General features: G+C 60.0%; 10 protein-coding genes. 6 read left to right on the top strand and 4 right to left on the bottom strand.

What is annotated here, in order from left to right:
- Positions 1 to 25: 25 nt before the first annotated feature.
- The 3 genes from AC1RRC_RS09985 to glnE form a co-directional block, all read right to left on the bottom strand.
- Positions 26 to 2,878 carry a TonB-dependent receptor domain-containing protein gene (locus AC1RRC_RS09985; RefSeq protein ID WP_493055300.1) on the bottom strand — a complete coding sequence of 951 codons (2,853 nt, stop codon included), beginning with the start codon at positions 2,876 to 2,878 and terminating at the stop codon, positions 26 to 28.
- 702 nt (positions 2,879 to 3,580) lie between these two features.
- On the bottom strand, positions 3,581 to 4,036 hold the full coding sequence (locus AC1RRC_RS09980) for a cache domain-containing protein (protein WP_493055299.1): 456 nt from the start codon (positions 4,034 to 4,036) through the stop codon (positions 3,581 to 3,583).
- A 97-nt stretch (positions 4,037 to 4,133) separates the two neighbouring features.
- Positions 4,134 to 6,848, bottom strand: a complete 2,715-nt coding sequence (gene glnE / locus AC1RRC_RS09975) for a bifunctional [glutamate--ammonia ligase]-adenylyl-L-tyrosine phosphorylase/[glutamate--ammonia-ligase] adenylyltransferase (RefSeq protein ID WP_493055298.1) — start codon at positions 6,846 to 6,848, stop codon at positions 4,134 to 4,136.
- A 184-nt stretch (positions 6,849 to 7,032) separates the two neighbouring features.
- Between glnE and AC1RRC_RS09970 the strand changes: the two genes are divergently transcribed.
- From AC1RRC_RS09970 to aroG, 5 genes are all read left to right on the top strand, one after another.
- Entirely contained in the window at positions 7,033 to 11,193 is a 4,161-nt protein-coding gene (locus AC1RRC_RS09970; RefSeq protein ID WP_493055297.1) for a YhdP family protein, read from the top strand.
- A complete protein-coding gene (locus tag AC1RRC_RS09965; RefSeq protein WP_493055296.1) occupies positions 11,190 to 11,987 on the top strand; it encodes a carbon-nitrogen hydrolase family protein in 798 nt (265 codons plus the stop codon). Before AC1RRC_RS09970 ends, AC1RRC_RS09965 begins: the two co-directional genes overlap by 4 nt.
- A 57-nt stretch (positions 11,988 to 12,044) precedes the next feature.
- A complete protein-coding gene (tldD, locus tag AC1RRC_RS09960) occupies positions 12,045 to 13,505 on the top strand; it encodes a metalloprotease TldD (RefSeq protein WP_493055295.1) in 1,461 nt (486 codons plus the stop codon).
- A gap of 369 nt (positions 13,506 to 13,874) precedes the next feature.
- Positions 13,875 to 16,655 (top strand): TonB-dependent receptor domain-containing protein, encoded by a 2,781-nt coding sequence (locus AC1RRC_RS09955; protein ID WP_493055294.1) that lies wholly within the window; start codon positions 13,875 to 13,877, stop codon positions 16,653 to 16,655.
- Between the two features lie 312 nt (positions 16,656 to 16,967).
- Entirely contained in the window at positions 16,968 to 18,029 is a 1,062-nt protein-coding gene (aroG, locus tag AC1RRC_RS09950) for a 3-deoxy-7-phosphoheptulonate synthase AroG (RefSeq protein ID WP_493055293.1), read from the top strand.
- Between the two features lie 103 nt (positions 18,030 to 18,132).
- Here the strand turns inward: aroG and AC1RRC_RS09945 are convergent, their stop codons facing one another.
- Positions 18,133 to 21,042, bottom strand: coding sequence for a TonB-dependent receptor domain-containing protein (locus AC1RRC_RS09945; RefSeq protein WP_493055292.1), 2,910 nt, complete (start codon positions 21,040 to 21,042; stop codon positions 18,133 to 18,135).
- A 913-nt stretch (positions 21,043 to 21,955) separates the two neighbouring features.
- On the opposite strand from AC1RRC_RS09945, the gene AC1RRC_RS09940 reads away from it, so the two are divergent.
- Positions 21,956 to 24,748, top strand: coding sequence for a TonB-dependent receptor domain-containing protein (locus AC1RRC_RS09940; protein ID WP_493055291.1), 2,793 nt, complete (start codon positions 21,956 to 21,958; stop codon positions 24,746 to 24,748).
- Positions 24,749 to 25,058 lie beyond the last annotated feature (310 nt).

The raw sequence follows: 25,058 nt of genomic DNA, 5'->3' as shown, positions 1-25,058 counted from the left end.
ATCCCGCAGGATGCCATTGACGCCATTACAGGCTGACGCGCACGCCCATGTAGTAGCGGCGGCCGATTGCATCGTAGGTCGATGCGTCGGTTTCGGTACCGGTGTCGTTGCCTGGCAGGCCGCTGATGATCGGAGGCGGCTTGACGTTGAACGCGTTGTCGATACCCAGGTACAGTTCGATGGACTTCTTCACAGCGTACGTCATCTGGAAGTCGTTATACATCTTCGAACCGATGCCGATCGACTTGGCTGGCAGGTCATACTGCTTCAGGAACTGGTCGTCCAGCGAAGCTTTGCCGATGTAGGTCGTGGACGACGTGATGCCGAACTTGCCCCATTTGTACGCCAAGTTAACAACCGCTTTGTTCTTCGATGCGGCCGTTTCACCTGCGGACTCATCCAGATCCGCGCCTGGCAGCGCCTGGTCCCACAGCGTTTTCAGGTGGGTGTACGCGACGTGGGCCGTCAGGCGGCCTGGGCCGACACGGTCTGCCCACGTTGCGGTGATGTCCACACCTTCAGTGCCTTTGCCACCGCTGTTCGACACGGCGGTGTCGGAGTAGCGGATCGCGCCGGCGCTGCTGCTGCCGACGAAGGTTGGCCAGCGGGTGATGAATTTGCACAAGGTGGTGTTGCCGCCGCCGTAGCACTGGTCCAGCGAGTACTGGCGCGGGGTGCTGACGATCGCGTCTTCGATACGGATCTTGAACCAGTCAGCCGTGAAGGTGAACTTGCTCAGGACCGGGATCGAACGCGGGGTCACGATCACGCCAACGGTCGACGATTTGCCTTTTTCCGCTTTCAGGTCAGGGTTGCCGCGGTTGTAGCCGGACACGCCCTGGATGTCAGCCTGGGTCAGGGTGAACACGCCGTTGCGCTGGATGTTGGCCATCACGCCTGGATCGGCGCGGCAAGCGCTATCCTTGGTGCCGGACGACGTCGCGGTCACGCCTACGCACGGGTCAGCCAGACCGGTTGGGAAGTCCTGGCTTGGCGGCGAGAACAGTTCGTTGATGTTCGGGGCACGGGTCGATACTGCTTGCGTACCGCGGAACTTCACGTCGTTCGAAGGCGCCCATTCGAAGCCGGCATTCCAGCTGTTGGTTTTGCCAACGGTGGAATAGTCGCCGTGACGGAATGCCGTCAGCAGGCTCAACTGCTTAGCAAACGGTTTGTCTTTCAGCAGCGGAATACGGGCTTCGGCGAACGCTTCTTTCACGTCATACTTACCGAAGGTCGGTGGAATCGCATTACCCGCGTTCAGGCCAGCCTGGGTCAGCGGATCGGCGATCGACGACGATTCTTCCTTGCGGTATTCATAGCCCAGCGCCACGCCCAAGCCGCCGGCCGGCAATTGCAGCAAGTCGCCGCTCAGGGACACGCCAGCCAGTTTCTGGATAATCGAGTTATCCAGTGAACCTGGTGCAATCACGTATTTCAGTGCTTCCGGCGAGATCGAATTGAAACCGAACACATTGATCGGTACGCAACCCTGTTCGCGCGCATTGGCGTCACGGCACATGACGCCGCCGGCCGGGTTCGGGATGGCTTCCAGCGCATTGCGGAAGTTCAGCACGTTAACCTGGCCTTGGGAAACTTGCGATTCCTTGGTTTTACCGTAGGAAACGAAGGCTTCGTAGTTCCAGTCTTTGATCGAGCCTTTCAGGCCGGTTGCCAGGCGGAACGTGCCGCGGTCGGCTTCCGAGTGGCGGCTGCCGACTTCGGACATACGGCGGGTGAAGTAGTAATCGCGTGCGCCGTCACCATCGGTATCGCTGATGCGGTCCCACAGGTATTGCGGCACGATCGGGTTGCGCACCATGCTGCCGCCCACCATGAATTCAGCCGGCACCTGGCCGCCCGAAGCAGGGAAGATCGCTTCCGCGCCCAACGGGAACGGTTCGATGTTGGTGGACACGTGGGTTTGCGCGTAGGTACCTTCGAAGAAGGCCGAATGGTCTTCATTGAACGCGAAGTTGCCGTTGGTGGCGAACAAGTAGCGCTCGGTCGGCACCGCGATGGCACGGAATTCGGAACGGTTGAAACCGGTGGCTGCCAGGGTGGCGGAACCGTTGGTGCTCCAAGGGATCACATTACCATTGCGGTCGTAGGTGAACGTGCCGGTGTCGTGGTAGAAGCGGCCTTGCGGGGCAAAGCTGGAGTAGAACGGCCGGGTCGGCACGAAGGCATCGGCGGCTTCGCCGGTCGAACCCACCATTTTCGAAATCTGGTCGACCGCCGAGTAGGCGCGATCCTTCGACATGACCGCGCCTTGCTTGGTGTAGCCGAAGTGGGCCATCACGTTGCTGTTGCCGTCGCCGGACGTGGTGCCCCAGGTCAGAGCGAATTTCTTCTTGAAGTCATCGCCCTTGTCGCTCTTGCCCAGCGACGAGTCCAGCATGACGCCGTTGAAGTTGCGCTTCAAGATGATGTTGACCACACCAGCCACCGCGTCGGAACCGTAGGTTGCCGATGCGCCACCGGTCAACAGTTCAACACGCTCGATGAAGTCGGTTGGGATGGTGTTCAAGTCGACCGCGGTGTCGCCCGGCACGCCGGAAACAAAACGGCGGCCGTTGACCAGGACCAGCGTACGGGAATCGCCCAGGTTACGCAGGTTGACGGTGGCGGTGCCGCCGCCCGAGGTCAGGAAGTTGGAGTTGGTACGGCTGAGGGTTGGCGTACCCAGCGTAGGATTCTTCTGCAGCAATTCTTGCAGATTGGTTGCGCCCGAAGACGCAATGTCCGCCGCACTCAGGATTTGCAGTGGCGATGGCGATTCAGCGTTCGGCGATTTAATGCGCGAACCGGTCACTTGCACCGTCTGGATAGCGTCCGGCGTGACTGGCGCCTGGGCTTGTGCGGAGGCAGATTGCACGGTCAGTGCGAAACCGCTCAGGCACAACAAGCGTATGGAATTCGATAAAACCCGTTCTCTCATCATTGCTTCCTTCTCGGTATTAATTAACGATAAAGCAAGCCAATGTAGTCATGGTCGTGTAGCGCAGTCAACGATGCGCATATATCGAATTGTATAAGCTTGTTTCAGGGAAACTTCCGAACACTGCCGTGAACGTCAACTTGGCTGGACTGCTGACTATTAATTCAGCAAGGTGCTCGATATTTCCGAGTGGAAATTTTTAACTGAATGATAGCGCAACATTAATATTTTATTCAGTTTGATCAGCGGTTTACGTGCGCTTAGTTCTGCCACGTACGGTATTCCCGTAACTTATTTTCATCGGCAACGGGCGAATAACCATGGGAAAGACATGACGAAAGGTGCCTTGTTGTCATGATTTCGTATGTTGGAGATGTAACAAAAGTTTCAGTATTGCATGTGGTGATTTGTTGTGCGATTACAACGTTTAGTGGTCGGTATCCCGCATTGCATGGTGCAAGCAAGTTATGTCTCGAGGAATGAAATGTTTCAAAGTGGAATAAAAAATCCCTGCCGCAGCGGGGGATGTGGGCGGGATCGCCATGTAAGTGATTTACGTATTTGGCTGGAACAGTGACGCCCACAATGCCGCCACATGCCGTGCATGGAGCGTCACCCGGTCCGGATCGACCCGCGCAATTACTTGTAGACCCCTGAACCAACCAGGATATCGTCCACCCGTTCCACGTAGCCGGATTTGGCTTCAACGGTCTTGGTCACGGGATTGGGCCATTGGTAGTCGACCCAGCCGCTGCCTTTTTCCTTGACCACTTTGACCATTTCCTGGATCAAGGGCTTGCCTTCGTTGTCCTTCATCGACAGCAAATTCTTGCCCACCATCTTGGGATTGGTGCCATGTGCCAGCGAAACGCCGTTCAGGTCATAGACGTAGACATATAAGTCGCGGTCGTGGAAATCCTTGTTGGCCGGGTCGGCAAAGGCGGCAAAGGCTTTTTCCCTGCCATCGGACTTGATCAGGGCGACGGCTTTTTTTACCATCGCCATCGCTTCATTGGCCGAACCTTTGTCCGCCGCAAAGGCGGGAGTGGCAAGCGCGCCCAGCGCCAGGGCGGCGGCGCAGAGGAATGCTTTCATTGGAGTCTCCTTAGTATATTTCTGTAGGTCAATATGCCAGACGCATCCCAATGGCCTCAAGTATTTCGATTACGTACGTAGCACTACCTAAGCAGTTTCAATGGAATAGCGACTCCCAAAGCTGCGTCACATGCCGCGCATGGTCCGTCACCCGGTCCGGATCGACCCGCGCATTTTCCTGCCCCTGCAGCCGCAGCTGGTGTTGCAGCTTGCGGTACGCGCGGTAGGCGTTGGCCGCGTGCGCGCCCAGTTCCACATCGATCAGCCCCAGTTCGCCGCACATTTTCAACAAGGCAATGTTGCCGACATTGCCCGTCAGCTGCGCATAGGTCGAGGCATGCTGCAGCACCAGGTATTGCACGATGAATTCAATGTCGATCATGCCGCCCGCGTCCTGCTTTAAATCAAACAGGTCGGAGCGGTTCGGTTTCGCATCGGCCATGCGCTTGCGCATATTGAGCACTTCCGGCTTCAACGGGCCGTCGGCCGGGCGCTCCTTGCGCAGCACCTTGCAGCGGATTTGCTCGAACTGTTCGCCGATGGCGGTGTCGCCGGCGCAGAAGCGGGCCCGGGTCAGCGCCTGGTGTTCCCAGATCCATGCCGAACTGTCCTGGTAGCGTTCGAACGCCTGCACCGACGACACCAGCATGCCGCTGGCGCCATCGGGGCGCAGCGCAATATCGATGTCGAACAGGATGCCGGCCGAGGTATGCGACGTCATCCAGGTAATAAAACGCTGCGCCAGCTTGGCGTACTGGGCCGGTGCATCCTGGTCGTCATCGTCGAACAGGAAAATCACGTCGAGGTCGGACACGTAGCCCAGTTCCTTACCACCCAGCTTGCCATAGGCAATCACGGTAAAGCGCGGCACCTCGCGATGGCGCGTGGCGACGGTCTGCCACACGGCGTTGATGGTGGCCGCCACGATCACGTCGGCCAGCGCCGATAAATGGTCGGCCAGCTTTTCCACCGTCAGGTCGCCCGCCAGGTCTTGCGCCAGCAAGTGGAACAGTTGCGCGTGGTGCACTTCGCGCAAAATATCCATTTGCCGTTCCGTATCGCCCGCCGCCAGCCGCAACTGTTCATCGAGTTCCGCCGCCAGGGTCACCGGGTTGAAGACCGCGTTATGGATGCGGTCGTCCAATAGTTCGTCCAGCAGGATCGGGTGGCGCGTGAGGAATTTCGCGGCCCAGCCACTGGCATGCATCATGCGGATCACCCGCTCCAGCGTGTGCGGGTATTCGGTCAGCAGCGATAAATACGCGGAACGGCGTGCGATGGCTTCCAGGAAGTCCAGCAGGCTGCCGAGGGTGACCAGCTGGCTGCCGACCGCCGATTGTTCGGCGATGGTGGCAATCAGCGGCAGCGCCATATTGACCAGCGATACCAGGCGCTGGCGCGACGCTTCCGGCAGCGATTGCAGTTTCGGCGCCTGCCAGGTGGCGATCAGGCGCTGCGCGGCGCCGGCCGGGTCTTCATAGCCCAGCGTGGCAAAGCGCGCTTCGATGGCTTCGCGGTTGTCCGGGTCGGTGCATTCGGCGTCGGTTTCCGCATCGCGCTCGCTGTCGCTCTTGTCGGCAAAGATCGCATCGAACTGGCTGGCCACGAAAGCGCGGTGGCGCGCCAGTTCGGCCAATAATTCCGGCACATCGGGCATGCCCATCCAGTGCGCCACCACGTCGCGGTCGGCGTCGCTGGGGGGCAGGGTGTGGGTCTGGCCATCGTCGATGTATTGCAGCCGGTGTTCCAGGTTGCGCAGGAATGAATACGAATCGAGCAATTGCCCGACGATCTCGGCGGTGAGCAACCCTTTTTCAGGCAACAGGCGCAGGGTGGCGCGGGTCGAGCGGTCGCGCAGGGTGCTGTCGCGCCCGCCCCGGATCAATTGAAACACTTGCGCCAGGAATTCGATTTCACGGATGCCCCCCCGGCCCAGTTTCACGTTATTGCTGCGGTCCGGGTGCAAGCGTTCCTGGCGGTTCACCTCGGCGCGGATTTGCGCATGCATGTTGCGGATCGCATCGATGACGCCGAAATCGAGATAGCGGCGGAACACGAAGGGCCGCACGATCGCTTCCAGCGCCGCGATGTCGGCCGGCTTGCCGGTGACGGCGCGCGCCTTGACCCATGCGTAGCGTTCCCATTCGCGGCCCTGCACGATCAGGTATTGCTCGACCATGCCCAGGCTGGCGGCCAGCGGGCCGGAATTGCCGTTCGGGCGCAGCGCCATGTCGACGCGGAAGGTAAAACCGTCTTCGGTGATTTCCGCCAGTGCGGCAATCAGCTTTTTGCCCATGCGGACAAAGAATTCATGGTTCGACAGCCCGCGCTGGCCGGGGCCGGCCTGGGTATCGCCATCGTCCGGGTATACAAAGATCAGGTCGATATCGGACGAGACATTCAATTCCGCGCCGCCGTGCTTGCCCATCGCCAGCACGATCATTTCCTGCGTATCGCCGGTTTCCGCCGAGACCGGCACCCCGTGCGTCGCTGTCATCTCCGCATACACGTCGGCGCAATGCGCCTGCACCGCGAAATCCGCGAAACGCGTCATGGCCGTGACGACTTCATGCAAATCGGCCTGGCCATCGAGGTCGCGCTGAATAATGGTGCACACCAGCAAGTTGCGCAGGCGGCGCATGGCGCGGCCCAGCGGCAGCGGCTGTCCGCTCGCATCGGTCTGGTCCGCCAGGCAGGCGGCCAAATCCAGTTCATGCAACGGGCTGCGCGCGAGGGCCGCGACTTTGGCGGGGCGGGCGGGGTCGGCGCTGGTCCAGCGCTGGAAATACCGGGATGCGTCGGTGTGGGACATTAAGTGTAAAGGACTGGTAAAGGACTGGTAACGTAGTGTAATCGGAGCGGAGCGGCTTCAACCATCGGTTAAAATGACAACTTATGGCGGAAGTCACAAACGATTTTAGCGATTTATAACAAGCCGGACTTGAATTATTAGCGTATTGATGCAAAAACCGCCAGCAGTACCCGAGACCGGCAGCATGCCCCTGGCTGTGCGCTGGCAACGGCTTCGTGCGGCTTATCGGGTCTGCAACCTGGCCACCCACCACGTGCTGGGCTTCACTTTAAAGCTGGCGCTGGTGCTGTACTTCGCATTTGGCATCCTGTTCCTGTCGTTGCGCTACCTGGTGCTGCCCAATATCGACCATTACAAGGCCGATATAGAAAAGATGGCCAGCCAGGCGCTCGGCAATCCCGTCACCATCGACCGCGTTTACGCTTCCTGGACCGGCCTGCACCCGACCCTGTTCCTGGGCGACATGCGCCTGCGCGACAAGGGCGGCCACCAGGTGCTGGCGCTGCCCAGCGTGTCGGCGACCCTGTCGTGGTGGAGCGTGGCGGCGCTCGATGTGCGTTTCCGTTCGCTGGAACTGATCCGGCCCAACCTCGAAGTGCGGCGCGCCGAAGACGGCAAACTGTATGTGGCGGGCGTATACATCGACCTCGACCGCAAGGGGGATGGCAAGGGCGCGGACTGGCTGCTGGCGCAGCAGGAAATTGTCATCCGCGAAGGCCGGCTGGACTGGACCGATCAAATGCGCGGCAAACCTACGCTGTCGCTGAGTAATATGAACCTGGTGCTGCGCAACCAGTGGCGCCGCCACCGCGTGGCGCTGCAGGCGACGCCGTCACAGGGAACGGTCGCCCCCGGCCGCGCCGAAGCGAACCTCGGCGGCCCGGACCTTGCCGGCCCCAACCTCGGCGGCCCCATCGATGTGCGCGCCGACTTCGTGCACCCGACTTTTGCACAGCGCCCGTCCGACGTGCGCCTGTGGCAGGGCGAAATTTACGCCGACGTGCAAAAAGCCGACCTGGCCGCATGGAAAACCCACGTCAATTATCCGCTCGACGTGCACTCGGCCACGGGGTCGGTGCGTGCCTGGGTGCGGCTGGACCATGCCAAGCTGGCCGCGTTTACCGCAGATGTCGGCCTGCAGGATGTGACGGCGACCCTGGCGCCGGGCTTGCCCGCGCTGGACCTGGAACAGGTGCAGGGCCGCATTTCCGCCCGTGAAGAAATCCCGGCCGCCCTGCAAAGCGGCCAGCCCGCGTTTGGCGCGCTGGGCCATTCCGTGACCCTGACCAACTTTTCCTTGAAAACGCGCGACGGCCTGGTGATGGCGCCGACCAATTTGTCGGAACGCTTTGCCGCCGCCACGAAAAAATCGCCGGAACGCATGGAAGTGTCGGCCAGCGTGCTGGATTTACAGGTGCTGGCCGCGCTGGCCGCGCATTTGCCCTTGTCCGCGCAGCAGCGCCAGGTATTGGCCGACGTCGACCCGACCGGCAAGCTGATCGACGTGACCGCCACCTGGTATGGCGCCTATCCGGCCCTGAATGCTTACCTGATCAAGGGCCGGCTCGACCACCTGGGCATGAAGCCGCGCGCGGCGCGCCTGCCGGTGCCGAAATCCGCCCATGCGCCGGCGGTGCGCGGCATGCCGGCGCTGCCGGGCTTTGACGGCTTGTCCGGCACCCTGGAAGCCAGTGAAAAAGGGGGCAACTTCACGCTCGACGCGGACAAATCGGTGCTGCGCATGCCCGACTACTTTGCTGATGCCAACATGCCGTTCGACCGCCTCAATGGCAAGTTCAGCTGGTCGTTTGACGGCAATGAGCGCTTGAAAGTCGACGTCGATAACCTGGTCTTCAGCCAGGAAGGGCTAACCGGGTCGCTGACTGGCAAACACGTGGTGCCGCTCGATGGCAAAAGCGCCGGCGTGGCGGACTTCACCGGCAAGCTCGATGGCTTTGACGTGAAAAAAATCGGCCGCTACCTGCCGGTGGCCACGCCCGAACATTTGCGGCACTGGCTGACGGGCGCGCTGGAAGAGGGGCGCGCGGACGATGTGCACTTGCGCCTGCGGGGCGACCTCGCGCATTTCCCCTTCGCCGACAAGGCCAAGGGTGAATTCAAGATCGGCGGCCGCATCCACAATGGCCGTCTGAATTACGATCCCGGCTTCTATGCCAAGGATGGCAAGTCGCCGCTGTGGCCGGTGGCCGACAAGATCAAGGGCAGCTTCCTGTTTGAAGGCGTGCGGATGGAAATCCGTGGCGATACCGCCGTGACCGGCAATGTCGCGCTGGCCAACGTGAAAGCCGTGATCCCCGATCTCGCCATCCACGACAGCATGCTGGAAATCGATGGCACGGCGCTGGGCGCGATGCAGGATTATGTGCACTATGTGGCGGCCAGTCCGGTACTGGAATGGATCGGCCACTTCACGGATGAAACCACCGCCACCGGCAACGCCAAACTGGGCCTGAGCCTGCGGCTGCCGCTGGCCAACATGCATGACTCGAAAGTACTGGGCGTGCTGCAATTGCTGGGCAATGACGTGACCCTGTGGCATGACATGCCACCCGTGCTGGGCGCCACCGGCAAGATTGAATTCAATGAAAAAGGCGTCAACCTCAATGGCTTGTCCGGCGCGTTTGTCGGCGGCCCGGTGGCGGTGTCGGGCGGTTCCCAGCGCGACGGCTCAATCCAGGTGCGGCTGGCCGGGGCTGTCACCGCCGATGGCTTGCGCAAGACCTGGCCCGCACCGGAAGTGCAGCGCCTGGCCAGTCACATCAATGGCAGCGCCCGCTACAGCGGCCTGGTGGTGGCGCGCGACCACCATTACGCGGTCACGATTGATTCCAACCTGGCCGGACTGGGCCTGGACTTCCCCGCGCCGCTGGTGAAAAACGCACCGGACCTGTTGCCGCTGCGGGTCGTGCTGTCCGGCGATACCGGCACGCAAGTCAATGGCAATGTGGTCATGCACGACGACTTGCGCATTGCGCTGGGCGCCGGCATGTCGGCGGCGTACCAGCGACAGCGTGTCAACAAGGGACCGTGGAAAATGCTGCGCGGCGGGATCGGCGTCAATGTCCCGGCACCGGAACCGGACAGCGGCCTGGCGTTGAATGCCAGCCTGAAAGCGCTCAATGTCGACCACTGGATCGACCTGGCCGACCATATCGCCGGCAAGCCGGATCCAAACGCCGCGCCGCAGGCCGGTGCGGCAACCGGCACGGATATCGCCCAATATGTGACGATCGATGCGATGGCGGCGCGCGCTGGCGAACTGGTGCTGGGCGAACGCAAGCTCGACAACGTGGTGGCCGGTGTCACCAACCAGAAAGGCATCTGGCAAGCCAATGTGGAGTCGCCGCAAGCCGCCGGCTACATCACCTGGAACACCAGTGCGACGGGGCAGGGCATCGGCAAAGTCACGGCGCGCCTGTCGTCGCTGATCATCCCGTCGTCGTCGGCCAATGAAGTCAAGGATTTGCTGGAAACCAAGGGTTCGCAAGCCGTGATGCCCGCGCTCGATATTGTGGCGGAACGCTTCGAACTGTTTAACAAGCCGCTGGGCCGCCTTGAATTACAGGCGTATAACGCGCCGGCATCGCATGAATGGAAAGTCTCGCGCCTGTCGCTGGCGAATGCCGATGGCGAATTGAAAGGGACAGGGCGCTGGGTGGTGGGCAAGGATGGGCTGCACCAGAGTAGCCTGAATTTCGAGCTCGATATCCACAACGCGGGCAAGTTGCTGGACCGTTTCGGTTTTACCGATACCCTGCGCAATGGCAAGGGCACCTTGAATGGCGAGATTGCGTGGAAAGGTTTGCCGTATGCGTTCGACATCCCGAGCCTGTCGGGCCAGTTGAAGCTGGATGTGACCAAAGGCCAGTTCCTCAAGCAAGACCCGGGCGCCGCCAAATTGCTGGGCGTGCTGAGTTTGCAAGCGCTGCCGCGCTTGCTGAAACTGGATTTCCAGGACGTGTTTTCAGAAGGGCTGGCGTTTGACGGCATCACCGCCAATGCCGCCATCCAGCAAGGCATGGCCCGTACCGACAACTTGAAAATGCACGGCGTGGCCGCCACCATCATGATGGCGGGAACGGCCGATATCGCCAACGAAACCACGAATTTGCACGTGCTGGTCATGCCGGAAGTGAACTTCGGCACCGCGCCCCTGATGTATGCGCTGGCCGTCAACCCGGTGGTGGGCCTGGGCAGTTTCCTGACCCAGCTGTTCCTCAGCCAGCCGCTGTCGAAAGCGTTGGCCTATGAAATGCAGGTGACGGGACCATGGAAGGCGCCCGTCATTACCAAGATCGATACCCGCAAGGAAGCGAAACAATGAACATGGTTGCTGCGATCCAGATGGTTTCCACGCCATCGGTTGAAGACAATATCGCCACCGCGCGCCGCCTGATCGAACAGGCCGCCGCAACCGGCGCGAAACTGGTGCTGTTGCCGGAATACTGGGCCATCATGGGCTTGTCCGACAGCGACAAGGTCAAGGTGGCCGAACCGCTGGGCAAGGGCCCGATCCAGGACTTCATGTCGGCTATGGCGCGCCAGTACGGTATCTGGCTGCTGGGCGGCACCTTGCCGCTGGCGTCAAGTGATCCGGAAAAAGTCGTCAACACCACGCTGGTCTATGACAGCGAAGGCGTGCACGTGGGCCGCTATGACAAGATCCACTTGTTCGGCTTTACCAAGGGCACGGAATCGTATGACGAAGCGCGCACTATCGTGCCGGGCCGCAACGTCGGCGTGGTGGACACGCCGGTCGGCAAGGTCGGCATGTCGGTCTGCTATGACTTGCGCTTCCCCGAGTTGTTCCGCGCCATGGGGCCGCTGTCGCTGATCGTGGTGCCGGCCGCGTTTACTTACACCACCGGCCGCGCGCACTGGGAAGTGCTGTTGCGTGCGCGCGCGATTGAAAACCAGTGCTATGTGCTGGCGGCGGCGCAGGGCGGCGAACACGTCAATGGCCGCCGCACCTGGGGCCACAGCATGCTGATCGACCCGTGGGGCGAAGTCAAAACCGTGCTGGCCGAAGGCGAGGGCGTGGTGCACGGCGAGATCGATGCCGTGTTCATGGCGTCGGTGCGGGAAAGTTTGCCGGCGCTAAAACACCGGACCATGTGACGCGCGCCCCCTATACGCCATACAATGGCGGGATCTACTAACAAGGCCTCAACCACTATGACCCCATTCGAACCCAACCTGTCTTCCCTGGCTGTCGCGCGTGAATTGCTGCTGACGCCATTCGGACTGGATGAAGCCAAGCTGCTGAAAGCGTTGGGCAGCATGTTTACGCACAAGGTCGATTACGCCGACCTGTATTTCCAGTTCACGAAAAACGAAGGCTGGAGCCTGGAAGAAGGCATCGTGAAAACCGGCAGTTTCTCGATTGACCAGGGTGTCGGCGTGCGCGCCGTGTCCGGCGAGAAAACCGCGTTTTCCTATTCCGATGAAATTTCCGAGCGCGCCCTGCTCGATGCCGCCGCCGCCACCCGCACCATTGCCCGCGCCGGTTCCGGCAAGGTCAAGGTGGCGGGGCAGACCTTCCACCAGGGCGGCCGCTCGCTGTACCTGCCGAACGATCCGCTGGCGTCGCTCGACGCGACCGCCAAGGTGAAGTTGCTGGAACGCGTTGAAAAAATGGCGCGCGCCAAAGACCCGCGCGTGGTGCAAGTGATGGCCAGCCTGGCCGGCGAATATGACGTGGTGCTGGTGGTGCGCAGCGATGGCGTGCTGGCGGCCGATATCCGCCCGCTGGTGCGCGTGTCGCTGACCGTGATTGCCGAGCAGGATGGCCGCCGCGAAGTGGGTTCGTCCGGTGGCGGCGGCCGCTACGATTATGCGTACTTCACCGATGATGTGCTGGAAAGCTATGCCGACGATGCGGTGCAGTCCGCCATCGTGAACCTCGACGCGCGTCCGGCGCCGGCCGGTCCGATGACCGTCGTGCTGGGCCCGGGCTGGCCCGGCATCCTGCTGCACGAAGCGATCGGCCACGGCCTCGAAGGCGATTTCAACCGTAAAGGGTCGTCGACCTTCGCCGGCCGCATTGGCGAGCGTGTGGCGGCCAAGGGCGTTACCGTGGTCGATGACGGCACCTTGGCCGACCGCCGCGGTTCGCTGAACATCGATGATGAAGGCAACCCGACCCAGTGCACCACCCTGATCGAAGATGGCATCCTGAAAGGCTATATCCAGGACACCATGAATGCGCGCCTGATGAAAATGCCGGTGACCGGCAATGCCCGCCGCGAATCGTTCGCGCACTTGCCAATGCCGCGCATGACCAATACTTATATGTTGGGTGGCGACAAGGACCCGCAGGAAATCATCGCGTCCGTGAAAAACGGGCTGTATGCGGTGAACTTCGGCGGCGGCCAGGTCGACATCACCAACGGCAAGTTCGTGTTCTCGGCCAGCGAAGCGTACATGATCGAAGACGGCAAGATCACCTATCCGGTGAAAGGCGCAACCCTGATCGGCAATGGCCCGGATGTGCTGAACCGCGTCTCGATGATCGGCAATGACATGAAGCTCGATTCCGGCGTCGGCGTGTGCGGCAAGGAAGGCCAGAGTGTACCGGTCGGCGTCGGCCAGCCGACCTTGCGCCTCGATGGCGTGACGGTGGGCGGCACCGCTTAATTTTCCCGCTGGTTTCCCCGTAGTTTCCCCGTAATTCCCCTTCTCCTGCAACGGGCGGCGCACTTTCCGCCGCCCGTTGTGCCAATTTCTGCACGTTCCATGCGTATTTCTCACGAGAAACTTTTTGTGGGAAAAATTCGCATTTTGTCAACAAATTCATCTCAACGTTGCAACGTAACAAATTGTGTATTTTCAGATTGACCTTGTTGAAACATCATGTTTCCATGGCATCGCTTGCGGCTTAAAAGGCTAAATTAAATAAAGCAAGTGCCCGTCATAAACGATAATAATTCAGTACAAGGATCAATAATGATTAATGAAACAATCCTGGCCCGGTCTGTTCGCATGATTTTCGCCGGTGGAGTGGTAATGGGGGTTACGCTGCCTGCGATGGCGCAAACGTCGGCGGAAGCACCGGTGCAGCGCGTGGAAATTACCGGTTCCGCTGTGAAGCGTATCGCTGTCGAAGGTGCTTTGCCCGTTCAAACGCTGTCTAAGGCGCAAATTGAACAAACCGGCGCTACCACTGTGGCGGACCTGGTTGCCACCCTGCCTTCCATGCAAGGTTTCGTCACTTCCTCGACCTCCGTCAACGGTGGCGGCGGCGGCGTGCAAACCGCTTCGGTACACGCGATCGGCACCAACTACACCTTGGTACTGTTGAACGGCCGCCGTGTCGCGCCGTACACTTCCGGTTCTTCCGTCAACCTCGCTTCGATCCCATTGTCCGCCGTTGAGCGCGTGGAAATCCTGACCGACGGCGCATCGGCACTGTACGGTTCCGACGCGATTGCCGGCGTGGTTAACTTCATCCTGAAGAAAAACTCGCAGGAGGCCAGCATCGAGCTGACCTACAACCGTCCAAGCAAGGGCAGTGCTGGTGCGACCTCGAACGTGGCCATCTCCAAAGGCTTTGGCGATTACGAAGCGAATGGCTTCAACGTGATGCTGTCCTATAGCCACGATACCCAGTCCGAATTGAATGCACTGGATCGTCCGTTTAGCGCACCGGGTGGCGTGCATGCCTTCTCCAGCGGTGGTAAGAACTATTCACTGTACATGCTGTCGTCGAACTCCATTCCTGGCAACGTGGCTGTCAAGGATGCATCGGGCAAAACCCTTAGTTCGTTTAACCCGGGCCTGATCAACTCCGGTTCGTGCGGCGCACCGAACACCTTCAAGGTTGGCAACCGCTGCCTGTTCAACTACGGCTCGACCGTGCAACTGCTGCCAGAGTTGAAGCGCGATGGTTTCTTCGTCAATGCCAATGTCAAGATCAACGATAACTTGAGGTTCTTCGCCGAAGGCCTGTACTCCAAGTTCACCAGCACCGCGCGTTACGCGCCACCGGCACAGGCGCTGGGCCTGGACGTCAACTCGGCGCTGTTCAAATCCAACGTGGTGCCAGCGCTGGTGAAACTGGGTGTAGATCCGACCCAAGTCCAATCCGCCACCATGAACCTGCGTCTGGTTGACGCCGGCGGCCGTACCGATGGCTGGGAAACCAACGCCAAACACCTGGCGCTGGGCCTGGAAGGCACCCACTTCGGCTGGGACTGGACCACCGCCTACGTTCACTCGGAAAACAAAGCGGTCGACAACGCTGTAGCCGGCTATACTTCCGGCGACAAGCTGGACGCGCTGATGAAAGCAGGTACCTACAACCCATTCATCGTACCGACTGCGGAAACCAAAGCAGTCTTGGCTTCGGCCGTGTTGCACCAGGAACTGGACGTCACCACCTCCAAACTGGATGTGCTGAACCTGCGTGGTTCGCGCGAAGTGTTCCAGGCTGGCGGCGGCGCCGCCATGCTGGCAGTGGGCGCCGACATGTCGACCCAGAAGTACATCGACAATCCAAGCGCCATCGCCATGGGTCCGAACAGCCTGCAGCCTAGCTGGACCGACACCAACATTGGTGGCGGCACCGGCTCCCTGCCAATCGACGCGTCCCGTAAGAACTGGGGGGCGTTTGCCGAGCTGGTAGTGCCAGTGATCAAAGGCCTGGAAGTGACCGGCGACCTGCGCTATGACAGCTATGAGGCCGTCAAGAACAAGATGAACTTCGACACCGCGGGCAAGCTGGGCGCGCCAGCCACCCAAGGTAGCAGTGCATCGAAAGCCACCTACAAGCTGTCCGCCGCATGGCGTCCGGTCAACAACGTGCTGGTGCGCGGATCCTACGGCACTGGTTTCAAGGCGCCGATCCTGACCGACGTGACCAAGCCCATTGTGAACGGCGGTTCGTCCAGCTTCCATCCTTGCCCGATCACCTCCGGCCCGCTGCTGAATTTGTGCAACGGAAACGCTGAATACGGCCTGCTCGACGGCGGTAACGCGCTGACCGGTACCGGTGGCCTGAAGCCGGAAACTTCGAAGCAAGCCACCATCGGCTTCCGCATCGAGCCGATGAAGAACCTGTCGGTTGGCTTTGACCTGTGGGACGTGAAGATCCAGGATCAGATCAAGAAACTGCCTGAGAACGAAGTGTTCAACAATCCGGCCAAGTACATGAGCTTGTTCTCGTCGTACTACGATCCGATCCAGAAACAAAACGTATTGGTGGCGTCCCTGACCCCGTTCAACCTGGCCAGCTCGCATTACCAAGGTATCGATTGGGATCACACCTTCGCCATGAATGCCGGCGTTGGCAAGCTGACCTTCAACTGGACCGGTACCTACATGCTGAAGGCGAACCAGCAGGCGCTGGCGACCGAACCGGTGAAAGGCTCTGTGGGCCGCTTCGACTCGTACAATGACGTTGTGTTCCGCTTGATCACCAAGGGTATGGTGACCTGGCGTCAGTCTGACGCTCTGTCGCACTCGCTGACCGCTGTGTACAAGTCGGGCTACCATGACATGCCGATCACCGAGGACGACGGCGCCATTCGCGCAGTCAACACCGACGGTTCGATGGGCGACTACGTGGGCGTGAAGCGCGATGTGAAGTCGTACACCGTGCTGGACTGGCAAACCAAATGGAAGTTCAACAAGAACCTGACCATTACCGGTGGTATCAAGAATCTGATGAACACCGAGCCTCCGTTCTCCCAGCGTATCGCTGGCGGCGGCAACCAGCTGGGCTACGATGGCCGTTACACCGACCCACTGGGTCGTCAGTTCTACGTCGTCGGTTCCTACCGGTTCTGATCGCGTAAGCTGATCGCAGCCTAAGGCGTCAATGTCGTTCAGCGCAAGCTGAACGGCATTTTTCATTTTGGGCCTTTAGCCGATAAATCTCTTGCCAGGCGACGCGGATTGTTGTTATAGTTGTTTGATACTTACGGATTTGTAATGACCCATTTCTTCTTTACCGGCTTTTTTTACTTTAGCAATTCCAACCCCAAGGCGGTGGAGTAGCGGCCGGTTCACGTAGAAGCGAGATCCCAGCAAACCCAGACTAAACCGCCGCCCAGGCGGTTTTTTTTTATCCAGAAATAATATCAACCCAGGAGAAACCACATGCAACGCACCGACGACTTGCGCATCCGCGAAATGAAGGAACTGGTACCACCATCCCATTTGATCCGCGAGTTCGCGTGCACCGACGCCGCCAGCGAGACCGTGGCCGAGGCGCGCATTGCCTTGCATCGCATCCTGCACGGCCAGGATGACCGCCTGATGGTGGTGATCGGCCCGTGCTCGATCCACGATCCGAAAGCGGCCATGGAATATGCGCACCGTCTGGCGCCGCTGCGTGAAAAGCTCAAAGGCGACCTGGAAATCGTCATGCGCGTGTACTTCGAAAAGCCACGCACCACCGTGGGCTGGAAGGGCATGATCAACGACCCGTACATGGACAACAGCTTCCGCATCAATGACGGCCTGCGCATGGCGCGCGAACTGCTGCGCAACATCAATGAACTGGGCTTGCCGGCCGGTACCGAATACCTGGATGTGATCAGCCCGCAATACATCGCCGACCTGATCAGCTGGGGCGCGATCGGCGCCCGCACCACCGAGTCGCAAGTGCACCGCGAACTGGCGTCCGGCCTGTCGTGCCCGGTGGGATTCAAGAACGGCACCGACGGCAACGTGAAAATCGCCGTGGAAGCGATTAAAGCCGCCTCGCAGCCGCACCACTTCCTGTCCGTCACAAAGGGCGGCCACTCGGCCATCGTGTCAACAGCCGGCAACGAGGATTGCCACATCATCTTGCGCGGCGGCAAGGCGCCGAACTATGACGCGGCCAGCGTCGATGAAGCCTGCAAGGCGATTGGCGGCTATGGCCTGGCGGCGCGCCTGATGATCGATGCGTCGCACGCCAACAGCTCGAAGAAACCGGAAAACCAGGTGCCGGTGTGCGCCGATATCGCCGGCCAGATCGCGGGCGGCGACCAGCGCATCGTCGGCGTGATGGTGGAATCACACCTGGTGGCAGGGCGCCAGGACCTGGTGCCGGGCAAGGAATTGACCTATGGCCAGTCGATTACCGATGGCTGCATCGACTGGGAGGCCAGCGTGCAAGTGCTGGAAAACCTTGCGGCGGCCGTGCGTCAGCGCCGTCTGAAAGCCGAGGATTAAGACGTAAAAAAGCCTTTCGGAGTTTCCTCCGAAAGGCTTCTTGGTTTGCTGCTATGTGGGTGCCCGGCCTGAAGGCCCGGCACCCATGTCGTCCAACCCAGTATTAGAACTGGTAAGCAGCGGTCAGGTAGTACGCACGGCCCAGCGGGTCGGCGTAACGGCCATCGTAACCAATCTGGTTACCGCCACCGGCGTTCTGCAGCGAACGTGGTGGTTCACGGTCGAACAGGTTTTTAACGCCTGCGGTGATCGTGATGGCCTTGTTGTACTTGTACTTGCCTTGCCAGTCGAACGTGGTGTACGACGGAACGTCCAGGCCTTCGAAGGCGGTGGTCGCACCGGTCGAACCGTTGGCGTTAGCCAGGAACACCGAGGTGCCCGCAGCATATGGCTGGTCCTTGTAGCCCGACTTGAAGTGCGCGCTCAGCGTATTGGTGAACGGGCCGGTATCCAGCGTCAGGTTCAGGTGGGTCTGCAGGCGGAATACGACGGCATTGTCCGGTCCGAACTTGCCCAGCGAGGTCAGCACTGCACCGTTTGGCTCGGTGGTGTAGTTCTGCTTCAGCATGTAGGTACCATTCCACTGGGCCGTCAGCGAACCGAAGCCAATGTTGCGGTTACGGTAGACGAAGTCCCAGTCCAGGCCACGGAAGTTCGCCACGCCGCCGTTCAGCGGTTGCAGCTTGTACGCGATGGTCATGAAACCAGCCGGGTCGGCATACGGGTTGGTAAACAGGTGCGCGTACTGGGTCGGGTTGGCGAAGCCGACGTTTTCAGGGATACCAGACGACAGCACCTGGTTCTTGATCTGGACATTCCACACGTCCATGCCCAGCGACAGGCCGGTCATCGGTTCAACACGGCCACCCAGGGTCCACTGCTTGGACTTCTCAGGCTTCAAGCCGGCTGCACCGCTCAGGCCGTTAGGACCATTCAGCAAGTCGTACTGCGCGCTGCCTGGCAGGCAGCCCACCGAGCCCGGGAACGGGCAAGCGTAGGAACCCGAGGTGCTGCCGTTGAACGTGGTCGCGCCGGCGATATCGTTGATGTTCGGCGCCTTGAAGCCGGTACCGTACGCGCCGCGTACCAGGATGTTCTTGGTCGGGGTCCAGCGGAAGCTGGCCTTGTAGGTCGACGAGTTGAACGTGTTGCCCAGGTCGGCATTGGCGATACGCTTCTGCAGACCGCTCACCGGATCGGCGGCGGTGTCGAATACCCAGCGGCTGTGGGTTTTTTCGTACTTGTCATAGCGGCCGGAGACGGTCGCTTCGAAGGTCTGGTGCAGCGGCAGCAGCAATTCGCCGAACAGGCCGTAGTTGTCGCGCGATGCATCGAACGGTACCTGGCCGTAGCTGCCGCCCACTGGGTAGTTGGCCGATACAGGCTGGGTGTCGAAGCCCGATTGCGACAAGATCATGTCGTGGTACGAAGTGCGGTAGCGGGTCTTGGAGTAGTCACCGCCCAGCGACACGATCGACATGCCGCCGCCCATATCCATGACGTCGTGCTGCGCGCCGAATTTCACGGTATTGAGCGTGGAGGTGGTCTTGGAGAACTCCGTGCCATTCACCAGTGCCGGACGCAGCGATTCAGCGCCGGTGCCCATGACCAGGTCATAGGTGCCTTTGGAGACCAGGTCGCTCAGCATGTTGAAGTCGGAATAGCCGCCGGCCGCCGTGTCAGTGATCACGCTGCGCGACATCACCATGCTGGCGTGGTAGCCCCAGCCCATGGCATCGCCTTTCACGCCGAACGCCAGGTGACGGGCAGTGGTTTCGTAGTCGTCGGCGCGGCCGCCCACCAGTACCGAGCGGTAACCCAGGGTGCCGGAGGTGGCGGTCAGGTTATTCGCGGTCAGGAATGGCTGCACATATTTGCTCCACAGGCCCGGGAAGCGGGTGGTCGCGTTGATACCCATCGGCTGTGCCGATGGTGCGTACTGCGCGGTCATCAGGAAGCGCGACAGGACTGCCTCGCCCCATACCTCGGTGTTGTCATTGATCTTCAGGGTACCCTTCAGCAAGCCGCTGTCGCGCTCGTTGGCAGGGATGTTTTGCACGGTGGCCGCGTAGTTGAAACGGCACGACGTGGCGTTGCCACTGATTTGCACACCGGCCAGTGGGCCGCCGCAATTGCCATTGGCTGCGTAGTACGGGTTGATGGTGTACGACGACGGCGCTGCCGATGGATTGCCTGCCGGACGGGCCGAGAAGGTAATGTTGGCGGGTTCCGTGTTGCCGGTACGCTGATCGAAGATGTAGTTCTTGCCGCCGTAGGAGAACGGGAAGAAGGCGCCTGCCTTCGAGAACGAACGCTGCGATGCCTTCAGCACGCGCTGCTCGTCGTGGCTATACGACATCAGGATGTTGAAGCGGTCCTTCTCCAGGTCGCCGAAACCCTTGGTGATGCCGGCCGACCAGCTGGTGCCGCCGGTGGTTTCCGGTTTTTGGAACGTGGCGTAGACATTGGCGTCGGTCTTGTTTTTCTTCAGGATGAAGTTGACCACGCCGGCAATCGCGTCCGAGCCGTACAGGGCCGAAGCGCCGTCGGTCAGGATTTCCACGCGTTCCACGGCTTCCAGCGGGATGCTGGAAATGTTCACAGCATAGCCGCCGCCTTGCGACGAGCCCAGTGCGACTGGTGCAACGCGCTGGCCATCGAGCAGCACCAGCGTGTATTTCGATTGCAGCGAGTGCAGTGCCGCCGTAGTGGCGCCGGCGCCGCCGCCGTTCACGGACGACGACGATGGCACGAAGCCTTGCATCGCTGGCAAATTCTGGATCAGTTCAGTCGCGGTGGTGGCACCGCTCTTCTTGATTTCTTCCTGGCCGAGGATCTGGACTGGCAGCGCCCCTTCCTTCGCAATACGTGCAATCGAAGAACCGGTGATTTCCACGCGGGTAATCTTTTCGCCGGCTTCCTGGGCCTGGGCTTGTGGCGCCAGCATTCCCATCACCAAGGCGCCCGAGAACATCAGGCGCAGCGAACGCGACAGTACTTTTTCTTTCATCATGTGTCTGTTCCCTTACAAATTAAGCAAATCACCAGCGGTGCACTTGCGGTTGCTGCCAAAAAAGACGGATGTACTAGTACTAAATGATTCATTGATGATGAATTTATATCCCATTGATGAATCAATAAGTGACCGGCAAGCATGGAATCATAGGGAGGAAAAGTGTGTCAACGACACAACAGACTAGTTACAAACAAACAACAGTCAGGTGTAACAGAATGAAAGAATGAGGGGAAAAGACTAGTAAAAATGACAGCGCAGGAGGATGATGGTCGATTCGCCGTGGATTTAACGGTGGTTTTCACGCAACATCGGGCAAACCACGGCGCGACATTGAATCAGCAAACAAATATATTTTGCTTTGTGAGATAGGCAGGATATTTGCACACCAGTCTGCGCTTCCGCACGGACTAAACTCTTCCGGAACTGATGCCGGAGCGGCAACGACGCCGGGCTGATTGACCGGGTAATTCCTACGTTACATGAACTCGTGATCTGTTTGGAAGCGCACCTCGCCAGCGCCGCCTGAAAAGGGAGATGAAGTCGCATTCAGGTTTTCCCGGAAAAGATGTCGTGTATTGCTTAAGGGAAACGTGTGGTGGATATGCGAAGCGCGTGCCTGGGCATGGTTCCGTGGAGGGCTGCGCTTCGTTATCAGGATGAAACAAAACGATACGGAAACTGCAAGATTGTCAGCAAAATTGTAGTTTAAAAGCCACGAAAACCACGTTTATAAGCCACTATCCCGGCTCCCTTCCGTTTGACAATTGACACCATTTGAGCCGAAGTGATTTGATGTCGCCTGGAAAAAAACTTTGCTCTTTTTTCTATGACGGCGACCCCGTCTATCCATTAAGTAATAAAAAAACAACTGCCGGCGCAGCCGGCAGCGTTATTTTTGGGAGTAGTCGAAATGATGTTGGAGAAAGTATTGTCCCGCTCGGTACGCTTGGTCTTTGCCGGCGGTATCGCATTCGGCATGCATGCCGCCATGGCGCAGCAGGCTGAACAGCCAATGCAGCGTGTTGAAATCACCGGTTCGAGTATCAAGCGCATCGCCGCTGAAGCATCGTTGCCAGTGCAAACGTTCAGCGCGAAAGACATCGCGCGCACGGGCGTCACCTCGGTGACCGATTTCGTGCAGCAACTGCCTGTGATGCAAGGCTTCACCGTGGCGGCTGACTCGGTCGGCGGCAGCGGCGGCGGCATCACCACCGCATCGATCCACGGCGTGGGCGAAGCGTACACGCTGGTCCTGGTCAACGGCCGCCGCATTGCGCCTGCCACCTCCGGCACCACGGTCGACATCAACTCGATCCCCCTGTCAGCAGTACAAAGCATCGAAGTGCTGACCGACGGCGCCTCCGCGCTGTACGGCGCCGACGCGATTGCCGGTGTGGTCAACTTCATCCTGAAAAAAGGCGAATCGCCACTGACGATCGACGCCAAGTACTCCAAGCCACAGCATCCTGGCGCGCGCGACAAGACCGTCAGCATCGCCAAAGGTTGGGGCGACGTGGAAGCCGACGGCTGGAGCGTGTTCCTGTCGGCCAGCCGCCAGGAACAAGAGCGCATGAAAGCATCGCAGCGCGACTTCGCCAAGACCGGTATCATCAATTTCAATGATCCGAAGACCGGCAAGCCACTGCAATTCTTCAACGGCTCGTCCCGTTCGATTCCGCCGAACGTCACCATCCGCTACAACAACGCTGCCGGCGCTTCCAAGTCCGTCAACGTCAACCCATACCTGAAGATCAACGGCAAGTGCCCGGCTGCTCACGTCGACCTGGGCGATGGCCAGTGCTATTTCGATTACACCACCTCGGTGGAAATCTCGCCGGAAATCAAGCGCGACAGCTTCTACGGCGCCGGCAAACTGAAACTGGGCAACACCGGCTTCACCGCCTTCACCGAAATCTCGCTGAACGATTCGCACATCTTCGCCACCATCGCTCCGTATCCGGCTGAATTCTCGCTGAAGAAGACCTCGCCGCTGTTCGCGAAATACGTGTCCCCATACCTGACCGCGGAACAGCGCAACGGCATGACGTCCGCGACCGTGAAATACCGCCTGCAAGACATGGGCGGCCGTGCTTACGACTACGCTTCCAAGACCGCCAACATCGTGGCCGGTGTGGAAGGCGCAGTGGCAGGCTGGGACGTCAACGGCGCGTTCACCTTCTCGCGCAACAAGGCGCCAACCAACTACGTGGGCGGCTTCCCACTGGCTGACAAGTTCAATGCCGCCGTGGATGCGGGCACCATCGATCCGTTCCCGTACGCGCTGGGCGAAATGCCGGAAGCGATGAAAAAGGCGCTGAACGGCACCGGCTACGTGGGCAACTACAGCAACACGGAAATCGAGATGAAGGGCGTCGACGCCCACGGTTCGCGTGAACTGTTCGCCCTGCCAGCCGGCAAGGCACAGCTGGGTGTGGGCGCGGACTTCCGCAAGACCAGCTACAAGCAATCGGGCAACCCGGCTGTGAGCCACTCGGAAATCCTGTTCGACGACGACCAGCCAGCGTTCGACTACTCGCGTAAAAACGCGGGCGCGTTCGCCGAAATGGTGGTGCCAGTCATCAAGAACCTGGACGTGACCGGTTCGGTCCGTTACGACAAGATCACCAAGATCACGGACGCGCTGACCGGCAAATCGACCGGTGAAGACCAGTCGGCATCGACCTACAAGCTGAGCGCCCGCTTCCAGCCGACCAAGGACTTGATGTTCCGTGCCGCGATGGGTACCGGCTTCCGCGTGGCTTCCATGAAGGAAATCGCACAGCCGCTGGTGGACTTCGGCGTGACCGGCGGCAGCTACGCTTGCCCGCTGAGCGCGAAGAACAACCTGGCGAACCACCCACTGGCCAAGTACTGCGAATCGAGCGCCACCCAGCTGGAAGTGTTCCAGGGCGGCAATCCGAAGCTGGAGCCTGAGAAGGCCAAGCAGTGGTCGATCGGTACGGTATGGGAAGCAACTCCTTACCTGAGCCTGAAGATGGACCTGTGGAACGTGGAGATCCGCAACGCCGTGTCCAGCGTGGACGAGGCGCTGATCGCTGGCGATCCTAACAAGTACATCGCCCTGTACACCAGCAAGTTCAAGGCATCGACCGGCATCAATTCGCTGGCGATCATTGACGCGCCGATCAATATCGGCCGCCAGGAAAACCAGGGTATCGACTACGACTTCATGTACCGCGCCAAGTTCGGCGATGCACGCCTGACCGGCCGCCTGGCAGGTACCCACCTGCTGAAGTCGCGCTACACGACGCCTGGTACCGACGACAAGTGGGAAACCAGCCTGAACGTGTACGGTTCGGACGCGGCAGTGCAGTTCCGCAATACGATGAAGCTGTCGGGCACGCTGGAAATGGGCGCTTGGACCCACACCATGACCGCCAACTACAAGAACGGTTACAAGGACAAGCACCACGACATCGACAACTGCGCGGTTAACACCAACGACGCGGCGGGCGATTGCGTGGACGTGCAGCTGGAAGTGCCAAGCTACACCACCTTGGACTGGCAGACCCAGTACAAGTTGATGAAGAACCTGGAACTGACCGCCGGCATCATCAACCTGGCCGACCGCACGCCGCCACTGTCGCTGCGTAACACCGGTTCGCACCAGCTGGGCTACGACCCACGCTACGCCAGCTCGATCGGCCGCACGTTCTACCTGAGCGCCAACTACAAGTACTAATCAGTAGCCAGCCTCCAAAAAACCTCCGGTTCGCCGGAGGTTTTTTTTTGTGGGGTCAGGCGTGCGTTCGTGCATAAACCACGTGGGGTCAGGCGTGCATTCATGCATTCCCAGCCGCGCAATCGGCACCATCTGACGCGGACCGCCAGCAACGGCGGGGGGAAGGGGTTTCGGGACGGGGGCGGGGGGCGGACTTTCGTGAGCGGTTGGCCGCCGGGTTGCCTGGTTTTATGCGCGACGTTGGCGGCCGGCCTGCTGTTGCTGGGTTTCCCCGGTTTCCAAGTGCATCAATGCACGCCTGACCCCGCAA

This window comes from Pseudoduganella sp. GW821-FHT12E03 (assembly GCF_058807115.1).
This window is presented reverse-complemented; position numbering and strand designations above follow the sequence as displayed.

Coding starts and splice junctions, on each gene's coding strand:
- AC1RRC_RS09965 (WP_493055296.1), top strand. CDS start 11,190: ATGAACATGGTTGCTGCGATCCAGATGGTTTCCACGCCATCGGTTGAA.
- AC1RRC_RS09940 (WP_493055291.1), top strand. CDS start 21,956: ATGATGTTGGAGAAAGTATTGTCCCGCTCGGTACGCTTGGTCTTTGCC.
- AC1RRC_RS09945 (WP_493055292.1), bottom strand. CDS start 21,042: ATGATGAAAGAAAAAGTACTGTCGCGTTCGCTGCGCCTGATGTTCTCG.
- AC1RRC_RS09955 (WP_493055294.1), top strand. CDS start 13,875: ATGGGGGTTACGCTGCCTGCGATGGCGCAAACGTCGGCGGAAGCACCG.
- glnE (WP_493055298.1), bottom strand. CDS start 6,848: ATGTCCCACACCGACGCATCCCGGTATTTCCAGCGCTGGACCAGCGCC.
- tldD (WP_493055295.1), top strand. CDS start 12,045: ATGACCCCATTCGAACCCAACCTGTCTTCCCTGGCTGTCGCGCGTGAA.
- AC1RRC_RS09980 (WP_493055299.1), bottom strand. CDS start 4,036: ATGAAAGCATTCCTCTGCGCCGCCGCCCTGGCGCTGGGCGCGCTTGCC.
- AC1RRC_RS09970 (WP_493055297.1), top strand. CDS start 7,033: ATGCCCCTGGCTGTGCGCTGGCAACGGCTTCGTGCGGCTTATCGGGTC.
- aroG (WP_493055293.1), top strand. CDS start 16,968: ATGCAACGCACCGACGACTTGCGCATCCGCGAAATGAAGGAACTGGTA.